This window comes from Galbibacter marinus, from assembly GCF_000300875.1.
Lineage (GTDB): Bacteria > Bacteroidota > Bacteroidia > Flavobacteriales > Flavobacteriaceae > Galbibacter > Galbibacter marinus.
In genome coordinates, this window is record NZ_AMSG01000002.1 from 174,574 (window position 1) to 195,675 (window position 21,102).

15 protein-coding genes are annotated in these 21,102 nt (G+C 36.2%); 10 read left to right on the forward strand and 5 right to left on the reverse strand.

What is annotated here, in order from left to right:
- Positions 1 to 8: 8 nt before the first annotated feature.
- Together I215_RS02560 and I215_RS02565 are read right to left on the reverse strand one after the other, a co-directional pair.
- The gene (locus I215_RS02560) at positions 9 to 956 is read right to left on the reverse strand and encodes a glycosyltransferase family 2 protein (RefSeq protein WP_008990386.1); all 948 of its coding nucleotides are present in this window, start codon (positions 954 to 956) and stop codon (positions 9 to 11) included.
- Positions 957 to 996: 40 nt separating this feature from the next.
- Positions 997 to 1,518, reverse strand: coding sequence for a DUF4199 domain-containing protein (locus I215_RS02565; RefSeq protein ID WP_008990387.1), 522 nt, complete (start codon positions 1,516 to 1,518; stop codon positions 997 to 999).
- Between the two features lie 180 nt (positions 1,519 to 1,698).
- Between I215_RS02565 and I215_RS02570 the strand changes: the two genes are divergently transcribed.
- The 3 genes from I215_RS02570 (at position 1,699) to mtaB (ending at position 4,772) form a co-directional block, all read left to right on the forward strand.
- Entirely contained in the window at positions 1,699 to 1,950 is a 252-nt protein-coding gene (locus I215_RS02570) for a type B 50S ribosomal protein L31 (RefSeq protein WP_008990388.1), read from the forward strand.
- Between the two features lie 160 nt (positions 1,951 to 2,110).
- Positions 2,111 to 3,286: a GlmU family protein gene (locus tag I215_RS02575; RefSeq protein ID WP_008990389.1), complete on the forward strand. Its 1,176-nt coding sequence runs from the start codon at positions 2,111 to 2,113 to the stop codon at positions 3,284 to 3,286.
- A 151-nt stretch (positions 3,287 to 3,437) separates the two neighbouring features.
- Positions 3,438 to 4,772: a tRNA (N(6)-L-threonylcarbamoyladenosine(37)-C(2))-methylthiotransferase MtaB gene (gene mtaB / locus I215_RS02580; RefSeq protein ID WP_008990390.1), complete on the forward strand. Its 1,335-nt coding sequence runs from the start codon at positions 3,438 to 3,440 to the stop codon at positions 4,770 to 4,772.
- A 59-nt stretch (positions 4,773 to 4,831) separates the two neighbouring features.
- Here the strand turns inward: mtaB and I215_RS02585 are convergent, their stop codons facing one another.
- Entirely contained in the window at positions 4,832 to 5,125 is a 294-nt protein-coding gene (locus I215_RS02585; protein WP_008990391.1) for a GNAT family N-acetyltransferase, read from the reverse strand.
- 211 nt (positions 5,126 to 5,336) lie between these two features.
- On the opposite strand from I215_RS02585, the gene I215_RS02590 reads away from it, so the two are divergent.
- The 3 genes from I215_RS02590 to cls are packed head-to-tail and all read left to right on the forward strand — an operon-like array spanning position 5,337 to position 8,439.
- Positions 5,337 to 5,987, forward strand: a complete 651-nt coding sequence (locus tag I215_RS02590; protein ID WP_008990392.1) for an alpha/beta hydrolase — start codon at positions 5,337 to 5,339, stop codon at positions 5,985 to 5,987.
- A gap of 41 nt (positions 5,988 to 6,028) precedes the next feature.
- The gene (locus I215_RS02595) at positions 6,029 to 6,985 is read left to right on the forward strand and encodes a lytic transglycosylase domain-containing protein (RefSeq protein ID WP_008990393.1); all 957 of its coding nucleotides are present in this window, start codon (positions 6,029 to 6,031) and stop codon (positions 6,983 to 6,985) included.
- Positions 6,985 to 8,439, forward strand: a complete 1,455-nt coding sequence (cls, locus tag I215_RS02600) for a cardiolipin synthase (protein ID WP_008990394.1) — start codon at positions 6,985 to 6,987, stop codon at positions 8,437 to 8,439. Before I215_RS02595 ends, cls begins: the two co-directional genes overlap by 1 nt.
- Position 8,440: 1 nt before the next feature.
- Here cls and I215_RS02605 read toward each other — a convergent pair whose 3' ends face one another.
- Positions 8,441 to 8,956, reverse strand: a complete 516-nt coding sequence (locus I215_RS02605; protein WP_008990395.1) for a membrane protein — start codon at positions 8,954 to 8,956, stop codon at positions 8,441 to 8,443.
- A gap of 329 nt (positions 8,957 to 9,285) precedes the next feature.
- On the opposite strand from I215_RS02605, the gene rpmH reads away from it, so the two are divergent.
- The 4 genes from rpmH (at position 9,286) to I215_RS02620 (ending at position 19,172) form a co-directional block, all read left to right on the forward strand.
- Positions 9,286 to 9,444, forward strand: coding sequence for a 50S ribosomal protein L34 (gene rpmH / locus I215_RS15815; protein ID WP_008990396.1), 159 nt, complete (start codon positions 9,286 to 9,288; stop codon positions 9,442 to 9,444).
- A gap of 100 nt (positions 9,445 to 9,544) precedes the next feature.
- Positions 9,545 to 12,397, forward strand: a complete 2,853-nt coding sequence (carB, locus tag I215_RS02610; protein ID WP_008990397.1) for a carbamoyl-phosphate synthase large subunit — start codon at positions 9,545 to 9,547, stop codon at positions 12,395 to 12,397.
- A 213-nt stretch (positions 12,398 to 12,610) separates the two neighbouring features.
- Positions 12,611 to 14,155, forward strand: coding sequence for a glycoside hydrolase family 43 protein (locus tag I215_RS02615; protein ID WP_008990398.1), 1,545 nt, complete (start codon positions 12,611 to 12,613; stop codon positions 14,153 to 14,155).
- An 802-nt stretch (positions 14,156 to 14,957) separates the two neighbouring features.
- Positions 14,958 to 19,172, forward strand: a complete 4,215-nt coding sequence (locus I215_RS02620; RefSeq protein WP_008990399.1) for a hybrid sensor histidine kinase/response regulator — start codon at positions 14,958 to 14,960, stop codon at positions 19,170 to 19,172.
- A 450-nt stretch (positions 19,173 to 19,622) separates the two neighbouring features.
- Here the strand turns inward: I215_RS02620 and I215_RS02625 are convergent, their stop codons facing one another.
- Positions 19,623 to 21,095: a RagB/SusD family nutrient uptake outer membrane protein gene (locus I215_RS02625; protein ID WP_008990400.1), complete on the reverse strand. Its 1,473-nt coding sequence runs from the start codon at positions 21,093 to 21,095 to the stop codon at positions 19,623 to 19,625.
- Between the last annotated feature and the right edge of the window lie 7 nt (positions 21,096 to 21,102).

The window sequence follows — 21,102 nt, forward strand, 5'->3', positions numbered from 1 at the left end:
CCTAAGGGTTAAAAGTTCGCAGTCTCTGCGATTTTATATCGTTTTTCTTGTTTTTTGGATCTTAGAATTAATTCTCCTAAAAATCCTGCAATAAATAATTGGGTTCCAATAACCATGGCGATCAAGGAGATGTAAAACTGCGGACGTAAAGCGATCAGTCGCCCATAAGGATTGATGAACAACTTATCAATTCCCAGATAGGCAGCAAACCCAAATCCTATGATAAACATAACAACGCCCCAGGCACCGAATAAATGCATGGGTTGTTTTCCGAATCTTGATACAAACCAAATTGTTATTAAATCCAAAAAACCATTGATAAAACGCTCCATTCCAAATTTAGTACTTCCATATTTTCTAGCTTGGTGTTTGACTACTTGTTCTTCTATCTTTGTAAAACCAGCATTTTTAGCCAAAACAGGAATGTAGCGGTGCATCTCGCCATGCACGTCGATGGTTTTAACAACCTCGTTGCGATAGGCCTTCAAACCACAGTTAAAATCATGTAATTCAACACCAGAGGTTTTTCTTGCTGCCCAGTTAAATAACTTAGATGGAAGGTTTTTTGCCAGAACGGAATCGTATCTGACTTTTTTCCATCCAGAGATAAGATCTAATTGTTCGCTTTTTAAGCGCTTAAAGAGTTGAGGGATTTCCTCTGGATTGTCTTGAAGGTCAGCATCCATAGTGATAACGACATCTCCTTTAGCTTCTAGGAAACCAGCATGCAAAGCTTGTGATTTTCCAAAGTTTTTTAAAAATCGTATGCCTTTAACCTGCGGGTCTTTGGACGTAAGTGATTGAATAATGTCCCATGATTGATCACTACTACCGTCGTCTATAAATATAATTTCATAAGAAAAACGATTGGCTTGCAAAATTTCTGCAATCCAATCGTATAATTCTTTTAAAGACTCTTGTTCATTGAGTAGTGGTATTACTACTGATATATCCATGAAACTTAATTAACACTATAACTGTGTTCAAAGATATAAATTAGAATTCATTTTTCCCTTTTTTCACGATAAGTCCTGTGATTAAAGATACCACAAAACCGATGAAAATATTAAAAATCAAAATAAAAGGATAAGTCACCCAGAAGAACTTTTGTTGCATTTCTACAGCTGTATCTAATTGTTCTTGGGTCATTTCTGGATTTTGTTTAATCATTCCAGCTCTACTTAATTCAGCGATTTGCTCATGAAAATTTGGGTCGATGAAGTTTACATAGACCAAAATATAGAGCACAGCGATAATTCCACCAATTAGGGAAGTACCTACACCGATTTTTAAGGCCTCCGAAACTGAGATATAACTATTGTTTAGCTTTTTAAATTGTATGATAGCTAAGATAATTACACCTATTAGCATAATCATTGAGACAATATTTTTTGCCATACCTTGGTCGTATTGCATATCCATAAAGTGGAGCATTAGGCTAAACACTATGGTTAAAGCGCCAAGTATTAATCCGTACCTTAAGGCAAACTGTCCTGTTGTGGGTTGAGTTTTTTCCATTTCTTATAGTTGATTTTGTTTCTATAAAATTAGTATGAAATAGTGTATATTTGTTACATAAAAATCGAAATTAATATTCAGCTGTAAATTTTGAATCAAAAGTGTTGGGGATTCAAAATAATTATATAAATTTGCAGCTCGAAAAATCGAAAGAATAAGATAGTTAAAAATATAAAGGCGATGAAAAAAGGTATACATCCAGAAAATTATAGATTAGTAGCATTTAAGGATATGTCCAATGATGATGTTTTTCTTACAAAGTCTACTGCGGATACTAAAGAGACTATTGAAGTAGACGGTGTTGAATATCCTGTGATTAAATTGGAGATTTCAAGATCATCGCACCCATACTATACTGGGAAATCTAAACTTGTGGATACAGCTGGTCGTATTGATAAATTCAAAAACAAATACGCCAAGTTCAAAAAATAATAAATTTTTATATTTATTTTTAAGACCTCTGATATAATAATCTCAGAGGTTTTTTGTTTTTAAGAGTAAAAGATTGTCACTTGACCGTAAAACAATTTTTTGGTCGGATTTCTTTTTAAGTTACTATACTTTAATTTTAATTTTACCTCAAAAATAACAAATGAACTATATCCTTTTTGATGGTCCTGCGCGAGAGGCTCTACTGCCATTCACATATACACGTCCAGTAGCTGATATTCGTATAGGGATACTAACAATAAGAGAAAAATGGGAGAAATTCCTTGGCTATACTACCACAACAATTACTGAAGACTATTTGTCTGAGCGTTATCCGATGGTTGAAATGCAGGAGAATGTATTAATTAACTCCTCATACCTTCCTAACATTGAAATGGCTCAGATTATTAAAGGATTAGAAGAGAATCAGGCACTTTTTCACGGAGAAGAGGTAATTGCTTTTTATACCACAGAAGCCCAAGAAGAAGTAGATCTTAATTCTTATCAGGCCATTGAGTATGAAGGGGAGTGTATTCAGGTACTAAATACCTGGGATATCTTTTCGAAAAATGGTATTGCATTACAGGCTGACTTTGACTTGTTGACTAAGGGTAGAAAAAGTCAACCCATACCAAGTAATAACAGAGTGATTGCACCAGAGAATATTTTTATAGAAGAAGGTGCTGTGGTTGAATGTGCTACTTTAAATGCATCTCCTGGCCCTATTTATTTAGCTAAGGGTAGCACAGTTATGGAAGGAAGCATGATTCGTGGTGGCTTTTATCTAGGGGAGGACTCTGTAACCAAAATGGGAACCAGAATTTACGGTCCAACCACCATCGGCCCACATTGTAAAGTAGGCGGAGAGATCACAAATACGGTCATCTTTGGAAATTCTAATAAAGGTCACGAAGGTTATCTTGGGAATTCTGTCTTGGGAGAATGGTGTAATATCGGAGCGGACACCAACAGCTCCAATTTAAAAAACGACTATTCTACTGTCAAGCTCTGGAGCTATGAAACCGAAAGTTTTGCTAAAACCCAATTGCAGTTTTGCGGATTAATGATGGGTGACCATAGTAAGTGTGGTATTAATACTATGTTTAATACCGGAACCGTGGTAGGGGTTAGTTCAAATATATTCGGATGTGGATATCCTCGTAACTTTATTCCTAGCTTTAGCTGGGGAGGTGCTTCTGGTTTTACTACCTATAAGGCAGAAAAAGCATTTCAAACCGCAAAAGCTATGATGGAGCGACGTGGGGTCTGTTTTACCCCTGAAGATGAAAAGATACTAAACCATATTTTCGATCAATCCGCTAAATGGCGTAAAAACTAACACTGGGTGCTTGGTGCTTTGTTGGGTTGATGAAATATTTTGGTCACTAAAACTCAGTATAACCTTTTATTCCTCTAAATAAGTTGGTATATTTGTGCGCTTTTTTACAAGGGGCATAATAAACTGTTTTTCAAGGATTAAATTCAATCAAATGGAAGCTAAAAAGGTGGCGTTTTATACCTTAGGGTGTAAGCTTAATTTTTCAGAGACATCAACGATCGCTCGCGGGTTTTCCCAAGAGGGGTTCGATAGAGTTGATTTTTCACAGAAGGCTGATATATATGTAATAAACACCTGCTCAGTTACTGAGAATGCGGATAAGAAGTTTAAGACCATTGTCAAGCAGGCACAAAAAGCCAATCCAAATGCTTTTGTTGCGGCCATCGGTTGTTATGCACAATTAAAACCAGAAGAGTTAGCGGATGTTGGTGGTGTGGATTTAGTGCTTGGAGCCACAGAAAAATTTAAAATCACAGATTATTTAAATGACCTTTCTAAAAATGATTTTGGAGAAGTGCATAGTTGTGAAATTGAAGAGGCTGACTTTTACGTTGGAAGTTATTCAATTGGGGATAGGACCCGTGCATTTTTAAAGGTTCAAGATGGTTGTGATTATAAATGTACCTATTGTACCATCCCGCTTGCACGAGGAATTTCTAGGAGTGATAGCTTGGAAAACGTTCTTAAGAACGCTAAAGAGATTGCCGAGCAAGACATTAAGGAAATCGTACTTACCGGGGTTAATATAGGCGATTATGGAAAAGGTGAATTCGGAAATAAGAAACACGAACACACCTTTTTTGAGCTCGTTAAGGCCTTGGATGAGGTTCCTGGAATTGAGCGATTGAGAATTTCTTCAATCGAGCCGAACCTTTTAAAAAATGAAACAATTGAATTTGTAGCCTCTAGTCGAACCTTTGTGCCTCATTTCCATATTCCGCTGCAAAGTGGTAGCAACGAGATTTTAGCCAAGATGAAACGCCGTTATAAGCGAGAGCTGTATGTTGATAGAGTGGCTAAAATTAAATCTGTTATGCCCGATGCATGTATAGGAGTTGATGTAATTGTAGGATTCCCAGGGGAGACAGAAGAGCATTTTTTAGAAACTTACCACTTTTTAAATGATTTGGATATATCGTATCTCCATGTATTTACTTATTCGGAGCGCGATAATACTGAGGCAGTAGATATGCAAGGTGTGGTTGATCAAAAGGTACGTGCAAAGAGAAGTAAAATGCTTCGAGGTCTTTCGGCTAAAAAACGTCGCGCTTTTTATGAATCTCAAGTAGGAACTGAGCATACCGTTTTATTTGAAGGTGAAAATAAACAAGGATATATTCATGGATTTACCGAGAATTACCTTAAGGTAAAACTGCATTGGAACCCAGCACTAGTCAACACTCTTCACCGAGTGAAGCTCACGGGTATTGCTGAGGATGGACTGTTAAAAATAGAATTCGCAGAGCAGGCTAAAGAGGCCGTTTAAGCTTTGGAAGATCATAAAATTAAAAAGGCTGTTTATTTAAAAACAGCCTTTTTAATTTTTTAGATTCTGATCCCAACAGGGAGCAGACATTTAAATTCTTTGTGTTTTCTAAGAAAACCAGCTATTTGGGGGCTCGTCGGTACTACACTTAGATTTTTGTCTTCTATACTTCTAAGTACAGTTCTTATGAATTCATCTTTGAATTCAGGATCGGTAACCCCCTCTGGGATTACCAGTTTGGTTAGAAAAACTTTACGTTCTTGTGATGCGTACTCAATTTTGGCCAATTTGCCATCAACCTTTGTTTCGTACTGACGTAAGAACTCGTTGTTGTTAATTACTACTTCATTCATTATTGTGAATTTTACTTTACTTTAAAATTTATCAACCTCTAACACATCTTCTTCACAGCTTTTGATTGGTGCTTAGAAACGGCTCTTAGTGAACTAATTTAGTAAGGTCGTTTTGCTTTTTTGATGAAGAAATACATAACTTTAGCCCTGCAAAGATACGTAAAAATTGCCTAAATAGCTATTTTTCAGCGTATAAACTAAAGGTGAGCTAATGACCCATGTGTATTTCATGCCTGGAATGGCTGCAAATTCAATTATTTTTGAGTATATTAAACTTCCTGAAGATCAATATAAAATGCATTATTTGGAGTGGATAATGCCCGAAAAAAAGGAGAGCTTAGAGGGGTATGTTAAACGACTGATTATAGGTGTTAAACATGATAATCCTATTCTTGTTGGGGTGTCCTTTGGTGGGGTCATTGTTCAAGAAATGGCTAAGTTAATCAAGGTGAAAAAGGTAGTGTTGATCTCTAGTGTAAAAACCAAATATGAACTTCCAAGACGTATGATTCTAGCCAAGTATACGGGTCTACATCATTTAATACCGACTTCCTTGGTATATAAACTTGATGTTATTGCCAAGTACGCTTATGGAGATTCTGTGGTGAAGAGATTAGATTTGTATCAGAAGTATCTATCGGTTAGGGATAAATATTATTTGGATTGGGCGATCGATAAAATTATCAAATGGGATCAACAACACACTCTGCCTAATACCGTTCATATACATGGAGATAAAGATAAAATTTTTCCATTTGTTTATATCAAGGACTGTGTGGTAGTAAAAGGGGGGACTCATATTATGATTATAAATAAGTATAAGTGGTTTAACGAGAATCTTCCGAAGTTATTTGTTGAATAAATTAGTAAATTAGAGAGGTATTTAAATTAAAAGTTTGGATTATGAATGGAATTAAAAAAGTGGTTGTTGTAGTTGCTGTGGTTGTAATTGCGGCAGTTTTTATCAATGCTGTAAAGACAACTGATGTGGCACCAAGAACAGTTGAGGCTAATGAAGTTGACAATGATAGTTTAAGTTTGGTAGAGGATTATAATGTATATGCAATCAAAATCCCTGAAGGTATAAACTTTGCAGGAGAACGAGTCCCTGTGGAAGATCCTGATGTAAGGGAGCGGTTAGATAGAGAACTTCTTGTTAATACCTATTGGCAGTCCAATGGACTATTACTTATAAAAAGAGCTCACAAATATTTCCCGATAATAGAACCTATATTAAAATACCACGGTGTTCCAGATGATTTTAAATATCTAGCGGTTATAGAAAGTGGATTGACTCAGGCGGTCTCACCAGCTGGAGCAACGGGATTCTGGCAGATAATGAAAGCAACGGCAAAAGAACGTGGTTTGGAGGTTAATGCTAATGTGGATGAACGTTACCATATTCAAAAGTCTACCGAAGCAGCTTGCGTGTATTTAAAGAAAGCCAAAGATCGTTTTGGGACTTGGACCATGGCAGCGGCTGCTTATAATGCTGGAAACTACGGTATGGCTAGACAATTGGATCGTCAAGAAATAGAAGGGTATTATAATGTACTTCTGGGAGAGGAAACCAGTAGGTATGTTTTTAGAATTTTAGCAATCAAGGAGATTCTTTCAAATCCGAAAGGATATGGGTTTAATTTTGATCAGGAAGATTTATATACTCACATCCCTGTAAATGAGGTTGTGGTAGATACCGCGGTAAGTAGTTTCCCGAAGTTTGCTAAGGAATTTGGGATTAGTTATAAAACCTTAAAAATACACAATCCTTGGCTCAGGGAAGCTCACTTAAATAATGCATCTAGAAAAGAATATATCATAAAAATTCCAAAGCAAGGGTATTACCCACCATTGAAATAATGTGGAACTTTGTTAAAGATCACATATGGGAAATTTTAATTGTAGCGAACTATGTGCTTGCTATATTAGCTATAATTCTAATACTTCTTAAAAACATTAATCCGACCAAAACACTCTCGTATATAATTGTTTTGGCTGTATTTCCAGGTCTGGGGTTAATTGTATATTACTTTTTCGGGCAAGATTACCGCAAGTTTAGAATGTTTAAAAAGCGGGCACTTCTCAATCAAGTTAATGTTCAGAATTGGACTGATAAGTTGAAGATTCTTGAGGATAAGGCATTTGATTTGTCATCTAAGATCCTAGAGGGAAATACCAAAATAATTAAGCTGATCGATGAACAGCGTTACGCTCCAGTTACGTTGTATAACCAGGCTGAAATTTTAGTAAATGGAGAGGCCAAATTCAAACGGCTCATTGAAGATATCCAGGCTGCGAAATCTTCAATTCACATGGAGTATTATATTATCAGAGATGATCAAATCGGATCAGAGCTTATAGAACTTCTTTGCCAAAAGTCTAAGCAGGGAGTAGAGGTGAAAATTAGCTATGACCCTGTTGGAAGTTCTTTAAGGAATTCATCTTTGTCAAAACTAAAGAAAGCAAGGGTGGAGATCTTTCCTTTTATGCCGATATACTTCCCTAGGTTTGCCTCTAAAATCAATTATAGAAATCATCGCAAGATTGTCGTGATAGATGGAGTGATTGGCTATGTGGGAGGTATTAATATAGGAGATGAATACATCAACGCTCCAGACCGAGAATACTGGAGGGATACACATTTGAGAATTCACGGTCAAGCCACAGGAATGCTACAGTTATATTTTTTATTGGGATGGAATTTTGTTAGTGAACAAAGCATTGAGGTTAAGCAGCGGTGGTTCCCTAAGTCTGAAGTCAAAAATGAGTTACCTATACAAATAATTAGCAGTGGTCCTGATATGAAGTGGGCAAGTATAATGGAGGCGATGTTTGCGGCTATTAATTCTGCAAAGCGTTACGTGTATTTGACCACTCCGTATTTTATTCCTAATGAAGAAATAACTTTGGCTATGATAACTGCGGCGAAAAGTGGGGTTGATGTGCGCTTGCTGATTCCTAAAAACTGTGACTCGAAAATTGCTAAATATGCCACCTATGCTTCTCTAACAGGTTTGTTAAGGGCTGGGGTTGAAGTATATTTTTATGAGAAAGGTAATATTCATGCTAAGACCATAGTCGCAGATGATGTGTTTTCAACCATCGGAACAGCTAATATGGATAACAGGAGTTTTCATCTAAACTTTGAAGTGAATGCTATGGTGTACGATAATGATACTGCCATAGAAATGCGTGAGTTGTTTCTTAAAGACTTAGAGAGTAGCTCTATAATAGATCTCGGACGTTGGGAGAATCGCGGAACCGTTCAACGTCTGTTAGAATCAGTTTGCAGACTTTGGGCTCCTTTATTGTAAATTAGATTCTCTTAAGTTGATCTTGCATCATTTTGATTTGATCCTTCAGCATGTTTTGCTTGTCAAGCTTTTTAGCCTCATTTAACAGCATGGTGGCTTCACGTTTGCGTCGTTTTTGCATTGAAATCCCCGCTAGGCTTAACTTTGCCATCGCTACATCATAATCCATAGATAAACCGAGTTTCAGTGCCTTTTTAAAGTACTTCTCTGCCTGAGTTAAATTGGTTTGGGAGGTCATAATCCCTTTTAGATAATTATAGTAACCTTGTTGCTTTGTAGTTAGGGCAACCTGAGGATTTTTAATTTTATTTAACCATTTGTCAGTTCCAACAAAGTCTTGTTTGCGCATTCTTAAAAAAGCAAGTAAGATGAATTCATTTCTAAAATAAAGGAAGACAAATATCCCTGCAAGCAAGATTAGGGCAATACCATTACCGATAAATCCTTCTACAAATTGATAAATGGCATACGCAAATATTAGTGCCGCAATAACTAATTTTATATTTTTGTTGAACATTTTTCAGGTCATTTAATTGAATTGCCAAAGGTAATAAAAACAGGCGCTATTTAACAACTCGTAGGTCTATTAAAGTTCTACTGTTTGCTATTTCGCACTTTTAAAGAGACCTGAAATTTATGGGAATATTAAATTTTTAAAATGGTGAAAACCACTGATATTGCTGGTGATGAGTGGTTTTAAAATTTATTTTCATAATTAGGTAAAAATATTTTTAAAAAGTGGTTTGTCTAAGTGAAAAGTCTTCGTATATTTGCGCCGCGCTTTTGTGAAGATACATTGCAAGCCGTTTAACCATAGAATTACAAAGTAGATAAAGATATTTAATAATGAAAAGAACGTTTCAACCCTCGAAGAGAAAAAGAAAAAATAAGCACGGTTTCAGAGAAAGAATGGCTTCTGTAAACGGTAGAAAGGTGCTTTCTAGCAGAAGAGCAAAAGGTAGAAAAAAACTGTCTGTTTCATCTGAGATAAGACATAAAAAATAATGATCTTTTTGATTCTTAAAATATTCAGGTGTTGCTTTTTATAAGTAACACCTTTTTTTATATAAAATAACGTCTTATTATATAATTTATCGATAAAAAAATGCCAAAAAGAAAAGACCTTAAAAGTATACTTCTAATAGGCTCAGGGCCTATAATTATTGGGCAAGCTTGTGAATTTGATTATGCTGGATCACAGGCATTACGTTCCCTTAGAGAGGATGGTATTGAAACCATTTTAATCAACAGTAATCCTGCCACAATTATGACGGATCCGACTATGGCGGATCATGTGTACTTAAAACCTTTAACCACCAAGTCCATTGTAGAAATATTAGAGAAGCATCCTAATATTGATGCGGTACTACCTACAATGGGTGGACAGACCGCTCTGAACTTATGTATCGAAGCAGATGAAAAAGGAATTTGGGAGGATTTTGGCGTTGAACTTATCGGAGTAGATATTGATGCGATCAATATTACTGAAGACAGGGAGAAGTTTAGAGAGTTGATGTTAGATATCGGTGTGGGTATGGCCCCGCAAGCTACCGCAACCTCATTTTTGAAAGGGAAAGAAATAGCGCAAGAGTTTGGGTTTCCACTAGTGATCCGAGCCTCCTATACTCTAGGTGGTGCAGGTGCATCGATCGTATATAAGCCAGAAGATTTTGACTATCACCTCAGTAGAGGTTTAGAGATATCCCCGATTCACGAGGTGATGATTGACAAAGCTCTTATGGGTTGGAAAGAATACGAACTTGAGCTTTTAAGAGATGCAAATGATAATGTTGTTATTATCTGTACTATTGAAAATATGGACCCAATGGGGATTCACACAGGGGACTCTATCACTGTAGCACCTGCGATGACCTTATCTGATAGAACTTACCAGAGAATGAGAGATATGGCCATTAAGATGATGCGCAGTATCGGAGAGTTTGCTGGAGGTTGTAATGTTCAGTTCGCTGTAAGTCCGGATGAAAAAGAAGATATAATCGCCATTGAAATTAATCCACGTGTATCGAGATCTTCTGCTCTTGCTTCAAAAGCAACTGGATATCCAATTGCAAAAATAGCTAGTAAGTTAGCTATCGGATATACATTGGATGAACTTGATAACCAAATCACAAAATCTACTTCCGCTTTATTTGAGCCTACTTTAGATTATGTGATCGTTAAAATCCCAAGATGGAATTTTGATAAATTTGAAGGATCTAATAGAGAATTAGGACTTCAGATGAAGAGTGTTGGTGAGGTAATGGGAATCGGTCGATCGTTTCAAGAAGCTTTACATAAGGCAACGCAGTCATTAGAAATAAAAAGAAATGGTTTAGGTGCCGATGGTAAGGGGCATAAAGATTATGATGTGATCATCGAAAAGTTGACCTACCCGAGTTGGGATCGTGTCTTTGTGATTTACGATGCAATTCAGATTGGGATACCACTTAGCCGTATTCATGAAATTACCAAAATTGATATGTGGTTCTTAAAACAGTACGAAGAACTGCATGTTTTGGAAAAAGAAATCAGTACCCATACCATAGAGACCCTTCCAAAGAGCTTGCTACTTGAAGCAAAACAAAAAGGTTTTGCGGACCGTCAGATAGCTCATATGCTAGAGTGTTGGGAGAGTGAAGTTCACAAAAAACGTGAAGAGCTCAACATCAATAGAGTTTATAAGTTAGTGGATACCTGTGCGGCAGAATTTGAAGCGATGACTCCTTATTACTACTCTACCTTTGAGGACGAAGTAGAAAAGGCTGACGGTTCACGTTACTCAGAGAATGAGAGTGTTGTTACCCAGAAGAAGAAAATTGTAGTTCTTGGTTCTGGGCCTAATCGAATTGGTCAGGGAATTGAGTTTGATTATTGTTGTGTTCACGGTGTTCTTGCCGCAGCTGAGTGTGGTTATGAAACCATTATGATCAACTGTAACCCTGAAACTGTTTCAACAGATTTTGACACTGCAGACAAATTGTACTTCGAACCAGTATTCTGGGAACATATCTATGACATTATATGTCATGAGAAACCAGAAGGTGTTATTGTACAATTAGGTGGTCAGACCGCATTAAAACTAGCTGAAAAGCTTGATAAATACGGTATAAAAATAATAGGAACAAGCTTTGAATCACTTGACCTAGCAGAAGACAGAGGGAGTTTTTCAACCTTGCTAAAGGAAAATAATATTCCTTATCCTGACTTTGGCGTAGCTGAAACTGCTGATCAGGCTTTACAATTAGCCGATGAGTTAGATTTCCCTATCCTAGTACGTCCTTCTTATGTTCTTGGAGGACAGGGAATGAAAATTGTGATTAATAAAGATGAATTGGAGGAGCATGTGGTTGATCTGCTAAGAAAGATACCAAACAACAAGCTACTTCTAGATCATTATTTAGACGGGGCTATCGAGGCAGAAGCTGATGCGATTTGTGATGGAGAGGATGTTTATATCATTGGGATAATGGAACATATTGAACCTTGTGGTATTCACTCTGGTGATTCTAATGGAACACTTCCACCCTTTAACATAGGTGATCTAGTATTACAACAAATTAAGGATCACACTAGAAAGATTGCCTTAGCTTTAAATACTGTAGGGCTTATCAATATTCAATTTGCGATCAAGGATGACATGGTGTATATCATTGAGGCCAATCCACGTGCTTCGAGAACAGTACCATTTATCGCTAAAGCCTACAAAGAACCTTATGTGAATTACGCCACTAAGGTAATGCTAGGTGAGAAAAAGCTCAGTGACTTTGATTTTAACCCTCAATTAGAAGGGTATGCGATCAAACAACCTGTATTTTCTTTTAATAAGTTCCCGAATGTGAATAAAAATCTAGGGCCTGAGATGAAGAGTACTGGAGAAAGTATTTTGTTTATCGACAGTCTAAAGGATGATCAGTTTTACGAATTGTATCAAAGAAGAAAAATGTATCTAAGTAAATAGGCTTTAGATTATTTTTGATCTCAATATTTTAAATTAAACTGCTAGGGAAACTTAGCAGTTTTTTTGTATCCATTATCGCACCATAGTAAAAGAATGTTACACTAATTAAAATAAATGTATCAAATACACCTATAAATAAATTTCTAGTAATTATATTTGAGGTTGTTCGGGTTGAAGTTCGAATTGTCTAACCTTTTTAATGACTAAAATTATATGAACAGGTCTATTTTATTATTTCTTATAAGTCTAATATTTAATGTAGGTGTTTATGGCCAATCAAAGGCAAAAAACCCTATAATTCATGCGGATGTTCCAGATATTTCTATCATTAGAGTAGGGGACATCTATTATATGAGTAGTACTACCATGCACATGAGCCCTGGAGTTCCTATTATGAAATCTTCTGATCTAGTGAATTGGGAACTTGCCTCCTATGCCTACGACAGGTTGGGAGAGAACGATGCTTTAAACATGGAGAATAATAAAAATGCCTATGGAGAAGGTTCTTGGGCTAGTAGTCTTCGTTTTCACGATGGAACGTTTTACGTTTCCACATTCTCAAGTACAACTGGTAAAACTTATATTTACTACACTAAGAATATAGAATCTGGTAACTGGAAGGAAAAATCTTTTAGTCCTAGTCTACATGATAGTAGTTTGATTTTTGACAATGGTAGAGTCTATATGATTTACGGTAATGGAACACTTCATTTGGTCGAACTAAAGAAAGATCTTACTGGACTTATTCCAGGGACTGATCGTGTATTAATCCAAAATGCATCTGCACCTGCAGGACCAAATATCATGTTGGGAGCAGAAGGTGCGCAACTCTTTAAAGTCAATGGAAAATATTACCTTTTTGTCATTACATGGCCTAGAGGTGGGATGCGAACAGTAGTGGTTCACAGGGCCGATAAGCTTACAGGGCCTTATGAAGGACGATTGAGTTTTCAGGATCAGGGAGTCGCTCAAGGAGGTTTAGTTGATACTCCAGAAGGTGATTGGTTTGCTTATTTATTTAAAGATAATGGGGCCGTGGGTAGAATTCCATATATAGTTCCAGTTAGTTGGGAGAACGATTGGCCGATAATAGGAATTAATGGTAAAGTACCTCAGACCCTAGAACTTCCCAAAAGTAAAGGTTTAATTCCTGGTATTGTTCAAAGCGATGACTTTGAGCGTTCTGCAAGGGATCCTGTTTTACCTCTTGTGTGGCAATGGAATCATAATCCAGTGGATAGCCATTGGTCGCTAAGTGAACGTCCTGGTTATTTAAGACTTCAAACTATCCGATTGGATAGTAGTGTAGTGGCTGCAAAAAATACCCTTACTCAAAGAACTTTCGGACCAACGAGTCAGGGAGAAACAGCTATTGATATTTCGTCCATGAAAACTGGTGATGTTGCTGGATTAGTTTTGCTTGCTGAGTATTTTGGGTATGTGGGAGTAAAAAAAGAAAAAGGTAAGAATTACATAGTTCATGCTATTAATGAGTCAGGTAAAGAGACTATAAAAGAAAAAATTCCATTAGTAGGGTCTAAAATATTTTTAAAAGCGGTATGTGACTACAAAGATATGAAGGATCAAGCTAGGTTCTATTACAGCTTAGACGGAAACTCTTGGAATGCTATTGGGGAACCTCTTGAGATGAAATATACTTTGACGCACTTTATGGGTTATCGATTTGGGCTTTTTAACTATGCTACTGAAAGTACAGGAGGTAGTGCTGATTTTGATTACTTTAAAATAAGTAAGTAATACGCTTCTTTCATCATATTTGTTTAAGAAACACCTAATTTCATTGTGTTGTACGACAATAAAGCTGCTGATTGTTTTTGTTGTATAGAACTAAACTCACGGTACTTTAGGTGTTTTTTTTTGCACACAATTCCAAGAACAATAGACGTTGTACATGTTTTTAATTAGTTTATCCTTTAATTGATTCTATAAGTTATTTAAAACAAAAACTTGGGTGCTTCCATGCAGCTGTCTTAATCAGATTGTGGAACCTGGTTTGTTTTATTTTGGCTCCGTAGGTTGCAAAAAAAAAAGACTGCCCTTGTGAGGCAGTCTTTCAATCAAACTAGCTAATAATTTACTAGATTCAAACTAACAAACTCCAGTAAAATTTTTAATGCTTCAAAAAGTTTTGGTTGGTTAACTTATTTAATCTCTTTGTTTAAATCTTACAATTCAAAAGTAGCTAAACTTGGAGGTATCAATGGCTTTTTTGGTTACCATCCTTTACTGTTATGATACACAATGGTCATTTTTGCGATTAAAGTATGTTGTACTTTTAATAATATGGTCTTTTTGTAGTTTCATTGTCATAACAACAACAATAATAGGGGTATGTCTGCGTATTTTGTTAATTTTTGATAAATTATTGTGAATTATAAATTATAAAGACTACCTTGTAGTCAAATTAACTATTAGAAATGAGTGTTAATTGGCTTTTAAACTACTAATAGGTAAGAGGTCTAAATTTTATAAGTGCTGAATGAACCTCGCAAACGATTGAAATGGCCATTACCGCTAATTTTGAAACAAACTAACAACCATGAACGCTTTCACTTTTGTAAAATTAGATCGCAAGTTGTGGTCTAGCTTAAATTTTGGGAACAATACTCTAAGTTTCAGATCAAGTCTTAAGAGCTTTCACCTAGTTTTCTGTGTATTACTATTTGGGAGTACTCTTAGTAGTTCACATGCTCAAACTGCGCGATTTTTCTCTACGGATAACAAATTATCCAGCACCTTAATCAATCAAGTGTTTGAGGATGATAGAGGGCTTATTTGGGTCGCGACTGAAGATGGTCTTAACCGCTTGGATGGAGCTAAGGTTGAAAAGTTTAATCACCAAGCGGAGGATTCAACTTCTATCCTACATAATTATGTGCGGGGGACGTATCAACTCTCTGATCAGACCTTATTAATTGGCTACTTTAATGGATTACAGCGTTATGATTATCCAACTCAACGTTTCTATGAAATTCCGATGTACAGTGGAGATGGTACCTTAATGCAACCTCATATTACTACCATGTTAGAACGGCATAATGGTGAGATCCTTATCGGGACCTCCGGAAGTGGCATTTTTCGTCTAACTAAGGATAAAAACAACAATTATATAGGCCAGTTGGAAAAGATGGTATATTCTGAATTTATCCAGAATATATTTGAGGATAAACAACAGCGTTTATGGGTGATGACCCAGGATAACGGTTTGTTTATCGTACCTAGTGATTCGAATGCGAAAGTCTCACATTATTTTTATGAAAACGAAACTGAATCTAATCTCTCGTGTATTATTCAAGCAGATAATGGGAATATTTATCTTGGAAAACTCAATGAGGGATTGTACCGCTTTATCTCTGAAGAGGAAGGTTTTGAAAAGATTCCCTATACCGGTTGCCACCTAGCAATTAAGGATTTGTATGTGGTTGATGCGGAGCGGATTTATGTGGGAACTGAAAATAATGGAATGAAAGTTTTCAACCCTCAAACAGAAACTTTTGCGGATTTATCTTTAGGTATTAACAAGTTTGACTTTGCTAAATCTAAAGTGCATTCAATTATGATGGATAGTTCTGAGAATTTATGGCTTGGAATTTATCAAAAAGGAATTGCGCTGATTCCTTTTAAACCAAATAACTTTAAATATATTGGTTATCAGTCAATTAGCAGAAACACCATCGGATCAAATAGTATAACCGCTTTGCAAAAGGAAGGTAATGATTCTGGTGTAATGTGGGTGGGAACTGATGGTGATGGAATCTATAAATTAGATGCTGAATATAACCAAATTAGTCATTATTTGATTAAAGAGTCTACAAGTGTTATGTGTGTTTATGAAGATTCTAATGGAACTATCTGGACTGGAACATACTTAAATGGGCTTGGATCTTATCATGACAAAACAGATGACTTTAAGTTTAATAATCCAATTTTGGATAGTAAAGGTGGTAAAGTGGACCGTATTTATGCCTTAACTGAAGATGGTGATAAAAATTTATGGATTGGAACCATGGGTTCAGGCCTTTTCTCCCTGGATTTAAAAACTGGTAAAGTAACAGAAAGGAATATTCCTAACACCACAGATCTTCCGAGTGATCCAAAAGATTATATGCAAAATAATTGGATAAACACTCTGTATTATAGCTCAGATAATAAATTATATATAGGTACTTATAATGGGTTGAGCTGTCTGGATTTGGATACTAATACCTTTATTTTTGAAGATGGACTTAACCATGTATTAGGACATAAAATAGTATATGCCTTGCATGAAGATTCCCAAGGTAATCTTTGGATTGGAACTTCTGAAGGCTTGTATTATAAGCCTAAAGAAAGTTGGGCGCTCCAAAACTATTCTACTGAAGATGGTTTGCCAAGTAACATGGTATGTGCCATTGAGGAGGTTGAAGGAAACCTATGGTTAAGTACTCATCGAGGAATATCTAAGTTCAATACCTTAGATAAGAATTTTACAAATTTCTATTTTAATGATGGTTTACAAGGAAATGAGTTTAATAAGGGAGCGGTAACAGTTGGAAACCAACGTTCTATTTATTTTGGAGGAATTAACGGGATTTCCTATTTTGATCCAAATCAAATTTCAGAACAAGGAATTGTACCAGAAATTCGTTTGACTGCCTTTTATTTGGATAATAACCAGATAAATGCATCCTCGCGATCTGGTGGTAAACCTATTTTAGATGCTGCGATCTTACAAGCAGATAAGGTTTCTTTAGCTAATAATGATAATACCTTTACCATGGAATTTGCCTCCAAAAATTTTATAGATCCACAGCGACTTACTTATTATTATGCTGTAGATGATGCTTCATGGGTTAGCTTGCAACAGGGGGCCAATACTATTCGTTTTGCCGATCTTATTCCAGATAATTACACCATTCGAGTGAAGGCTAAAGAATTGGGAGCATTTTCACCCGTTAAGACATTTATTGTGGTGGTTAGACCACCTTGGTATGGAACCCTTACGGCAAAAATAATATACGTTTTAATGTTTGTAGCTATTGCATGGGTAGTTATTAGTCAATTAAGGCAACGTCATAAGATACGAGAAAAGGTACGTGCTCAAAATTATGAAAATCAAATAAAAGAAGCCAAAATACAATTCTTTACAAATATTTCTCATGAAATAAAAACGCCTATTTCTTTAATTTTAAACCCATTAAAAACCCTTATGAAGTCTGACCAAGATCAAGCTCGTCAAGGTGTTTATGGAGTGATGCACAGAAATTCTGAGCGTATTCTTCATCTGATTAACCAACTCATGGAAATGCGAAAAATTGATCAGGGTCAAATTCAACTCACGCATCGTAAGATAGATATGGTTGGTTTTATTGAGGATATTTGTTTTCTTTTTGAAGATCAGAAGGGTACTAAAAACATTAGTTTAAACTTCCAAAGTACGGTCCCGAAGCTTGATGTAGTTTTGGATCCAAGTTATTTTGACAAGACCTTATTAAACTTACTCTCTAATGCATTTAAGTTCACACCTGAGGGTGGTACTATTGATATTGTACTAGAACCCTTTACAAATAGCAATGGAGTTGCAAGTTTTAGATTAGGGGTAAAAGACAATGGAATAGGGGTTGCAGAGAAGGATTTAAACAAGATATTTGATCGTTTCTATCGATCAAATATGGTTGAATTGCACCCTAAGGAAGGTACAGGTATTGGGTTGCATTTAACTAGATCTATAGTGCATCTTCATAAAGGCCATATTTATGCGATAAACAACCAGGATCAGAAGGGATGTACAATGATTATGGAGTTGCCGCTAGATTGTCAATCTGCAGTGAATACTAAAAAGGAAGTGTTTCAAAAAGTAACATCCATGAATTTGTCTCAGACTGATCCTCAACATGAGCAGAATCAACAAACGGAGCTTTCCCAAGTTGATGCAAAACTTGGGGAAACAGAAATTTATAAAGGAAGAGGAAGAAGTAGAATACTAATCATTGACGATGATAGTGAAATCCGAAATTATCTTAGTAGTGAATTAGGTGAGGATTATCATGTTTTAGAGGCCAGTAATGGAAAACTCGGATATTCCATGATTCTGAATCAGACTCCTGATCTTATTATTAGTGATGTTTCCATGCCAGTTATGGATGGGGTGAGTTTATGTAGAAAGATTAAAAAGAACATCAATATTAACCATATTCCAGTGATCTTGCTGACTGCTCGATCAAGAGAGCAAGATAATATCCTTGGCTTGGATATCGGGGCAGATGCTTACTTAGCTAAGCCGTTTAACTTAGAAATCTTAAAAACAACCATTAAGAGTATTATTAACAATAGAGAGATGCTTAAAAATTCATTTTCTGGTAATCAAATGCCAGAAGGACAATTGCCACCTATTGAAATGAAATCAGCTGATGAGAAGTTAATGGAACGTGTGACAAAGTATATTAATGATAACCTAGATAACCCTGAGCTGAATGTGGAAAAAATTGCCAAAGAAATTGGAATTAGCCGTGTGCATCTTTATAGAAAATTAAAAGAGTTGACCAATCAGTCTACACGTGACTTTGTGCGAAACATACGATTAAAACAGGCAGCTGACCTGTTAGCAAGTAAGAATCTTAGTGTAACCGAGGTTACTTATGCTACCGGATTCTCACATGTTTCTAAATTCTCATCCAGCTTTAAGGAGTTTTATGGTTGTTCTCCAAAGGAGTATAAGAGCTTACATTTAAAAAATGCAGCGCCGCAGGATTATATGGATTCAATGGCGAGTTAGTTCGGTATATTTTGTGACACAACAGCCTAATTAAGAAGTAATTCCTATTTAAAAGTACTCTCGATATAACCAACTTAGTTAACTCAGGTGATTTTTAGTTAAATTGCCTGGGTTTTTTGATAGGCTAAATGCTAAGACCGTCTTTGGATCCTTGTATTACTAGCCTTTAACTGTCAAATAAGGGAGTCTGATCCTTAAAATTACTGGGGATAATAACAGGATCTCTCTTTTGTTAAAAAGCAATGGATATGGTCTAAAGATAAACCAGAGTATGTCCCTATTTTATTTGCAAACATAAATCTCTTAGGTACCGTATAACAGTCATTTGATAATAGTGATCATACTACTGTTTTAAAAGGCTGCTTGAAATGGTACAGTTACAAAAAAAGAATTCACCCATAGCAAAATGCCTTGGATGAATTCTAAACTTAAACTTAATTCTAAAATTTATTAATAACCTGGATTCTGATCTTCTTGGCTTAAAGCAGAGTTAGAATTAATTTCTGCCTCAGGTATTGGTAATAGGTCGTGAATTCCTGATTGGAATCCAAACTGACTTAATACCTGGGCTGCCATGCCCCATCGTTTTAGATCCGCAAAACGTACTTGCTCACCAGCGAGTTCAACCATTCTCTCATGAACGATAGCCTCGAATACTGCTGCTTTGGATAAGCCGTAGGGTAATAATGGCATATCTACGCGATCTCTAACTTCATTGATATAATCAATAGCGGTGTTTTGATCCACTGTCTCATTTGCGGCTTCAGCCATCATAAGAAGTACATCTGCATATCGAATAATACCAAAGTTAATTCCAGATTGTAGATCCTCGTTAGCATCTTTGTAATAGTTTTGATATTTTCTCCATACCGCTCTTCTACCTAAACTAATTTCTGTTATGGTAAGTTCTCCACCAGCATAGGTATCTCCAATTTCGTAGAAGCTTGCTTTATACCTTGGGTCATTTGGTTCGAATGCCTCTAGTAGATGATCCGATGGATAACAGTTAAACCAATCTACAAATCCGTACGATTGTCCTCTTAAACTAGCCTCATTTGGACCTTCACCACTTACACCACTATTCCAGAATGCATTGTTACCCATATCATCGTCAAATTCAACTCCAAAAATAGTTTCTGAATTATGCTCGGTTTCTTCCATGAAGTTATCAAAATAATTATCGGTAAGCTGGTACACATCATAGATGTTGTCAAATGCAGCTAAGGCCTCTGTGTAGTTTCCTCTATAGAGTTGAACTTTTCCTAGTAGGGCATAGGCAGCACCTCTTGTTGCTCTACCTTGTTCTTCTGTTGCTTTGGGTAAAAGGGTTTGAGCAGCCTCAGTAAGGTCAGCTACAATTTGAGCATATACATCTTCTACGGAACTCCTTGGAAAACCTTCACTGTTTTCTGGAACTACTGTGATCAAAGGGACCCCTCCGTAAAGTGTGACTAAATTAAAGTAATAAAGAGCTCTGAGGAACTTTGCCTCGCCTAGGTATTTATTCTTTAAATTTTGATTCATTAATGAGTTTGGTATCTCATTAATTTTTTCTTCATTATTGATCACAAAATTTGCTTTATTGATTCCTCTATAGGAACTATCCCAGAACTGGTTTACCAATTCGGAACTATCATCAAATGAAAAATCTAAGAATAGCCTTTTATTGGCTTCCAACTGTGGGTTGCCTTCATTTTCATGCGCCATATTATCCATCATAAAGTAGTAATTTCTACTATAGGTACCAATTGTCTGTAAATTGGCATATACGGCGTTTACCGCTGACCTAACCTGAACCTCGTTTTCAAAATAGGTTTCAGGTGATAGTTGTGACGGGTTACTTAACTCCAAACCATCGGTATCACAGGATTGCAAAACAAACCCTAGACTGAGGATGGTAAAAATATATTTAAATTTGTTCATAATTTTT

Coding starts and splice junctions, on each gene's coding strand:
- I215_RS02625 (WP_008990400.1), bottom strand. CDS start 21,095: ATGAACAAATTTAAATATATTTTTACCATCCTCAGTCTAGGGTTTGTT.
- I215_RS02620 (WP_008990399.1), top strand. CDS start 14,958: ATGAACGCTTTCACTTTTGTAAAATTAGATCGCAAGTTGTGGTCTAGC.
- mtaB (WP_008990390.1), top strand. CDS start 3,438: ATGGAAGCTAAAAAGGTGGCGTTTTATACCTTAGGGTGTAAGCTTAAT.
- I215_RS02615 (WP_008990398.1), top strand. CDS start 12,611: ATGAACAGGTCTATTTTATTATTTCTTATAAGTCTAATATTTAATGTA.
- I215_RS02595 (WP_008990393.1), top strand. CDS start 6,029: ATGAATGGAATTAAAAAAGTGGTTGTTGTAGTTGCTGTGGTTGTAATT.
- rpmH (WP_008990396.1), top strand. CDS start 9,286: ATGAAAAGAACGTTTCAACCCTCGAAGAGAAAAAGAAAAAATAAGCAC.
- I215_RS02575 (WP_008990389.1), top strand. CDS start 2,111: ATGAACTATATCCTTTTTGATGGTCCTGCGCGAGAGGCTCTACTGCCA.
- I215_RS02560 (WP_008990386.1), bottom strand. CDS start 956: ATGGATATATCAGTAGTAATACCACTACTCAATGAACAAGAGTCTTTA.
- cls (WP_008990394.1), top strand. CDS start 6,985: ATGTGGAACTTTGTTAAAGATCACATATGGGAAATTTTAATTGTAGCG.
- I215_RS02565 (WP_008990387.1), bottom strand. CDS start 1,518: ATGGAAAAAACTCAACCCACAACAGGACAGTTTGCCTTAAGGTACGGA.
- carB (WP_008990397.1), top strand. CDS start 9,545: ATGCCAAAAAGAAAAGACCTTAAAAGTATACTTCTAATAGGCTCAGGG.
- I215_RS02590 (WP_008990392.1), top strand. CDS start 5,337: ATGACCCATGTGTATTTCATGCCTGGAATGGCTGCAAATTCAATTATT.
- I215_RS02605 (WP_008990395.1), bottom strand. CDS start 8,956: ATGTTCAACAAAAATATAAAATTAGTTATTGCGGCACTAATATTTGCG.
- I215_RS02585 (WP_008990391.1), bottom strand. CDS start 5,125: ATGAATGAAGTAGTAATTAACAACAACGAGTTCTTACGTCAGTACGAA.
- I215_RS02570 (WP_008990388.1), top strand. CDS start 1,699: ATGAAAAAAGGTATACATCCAGAAAATTATAGATTAGTAGCATTTAAG.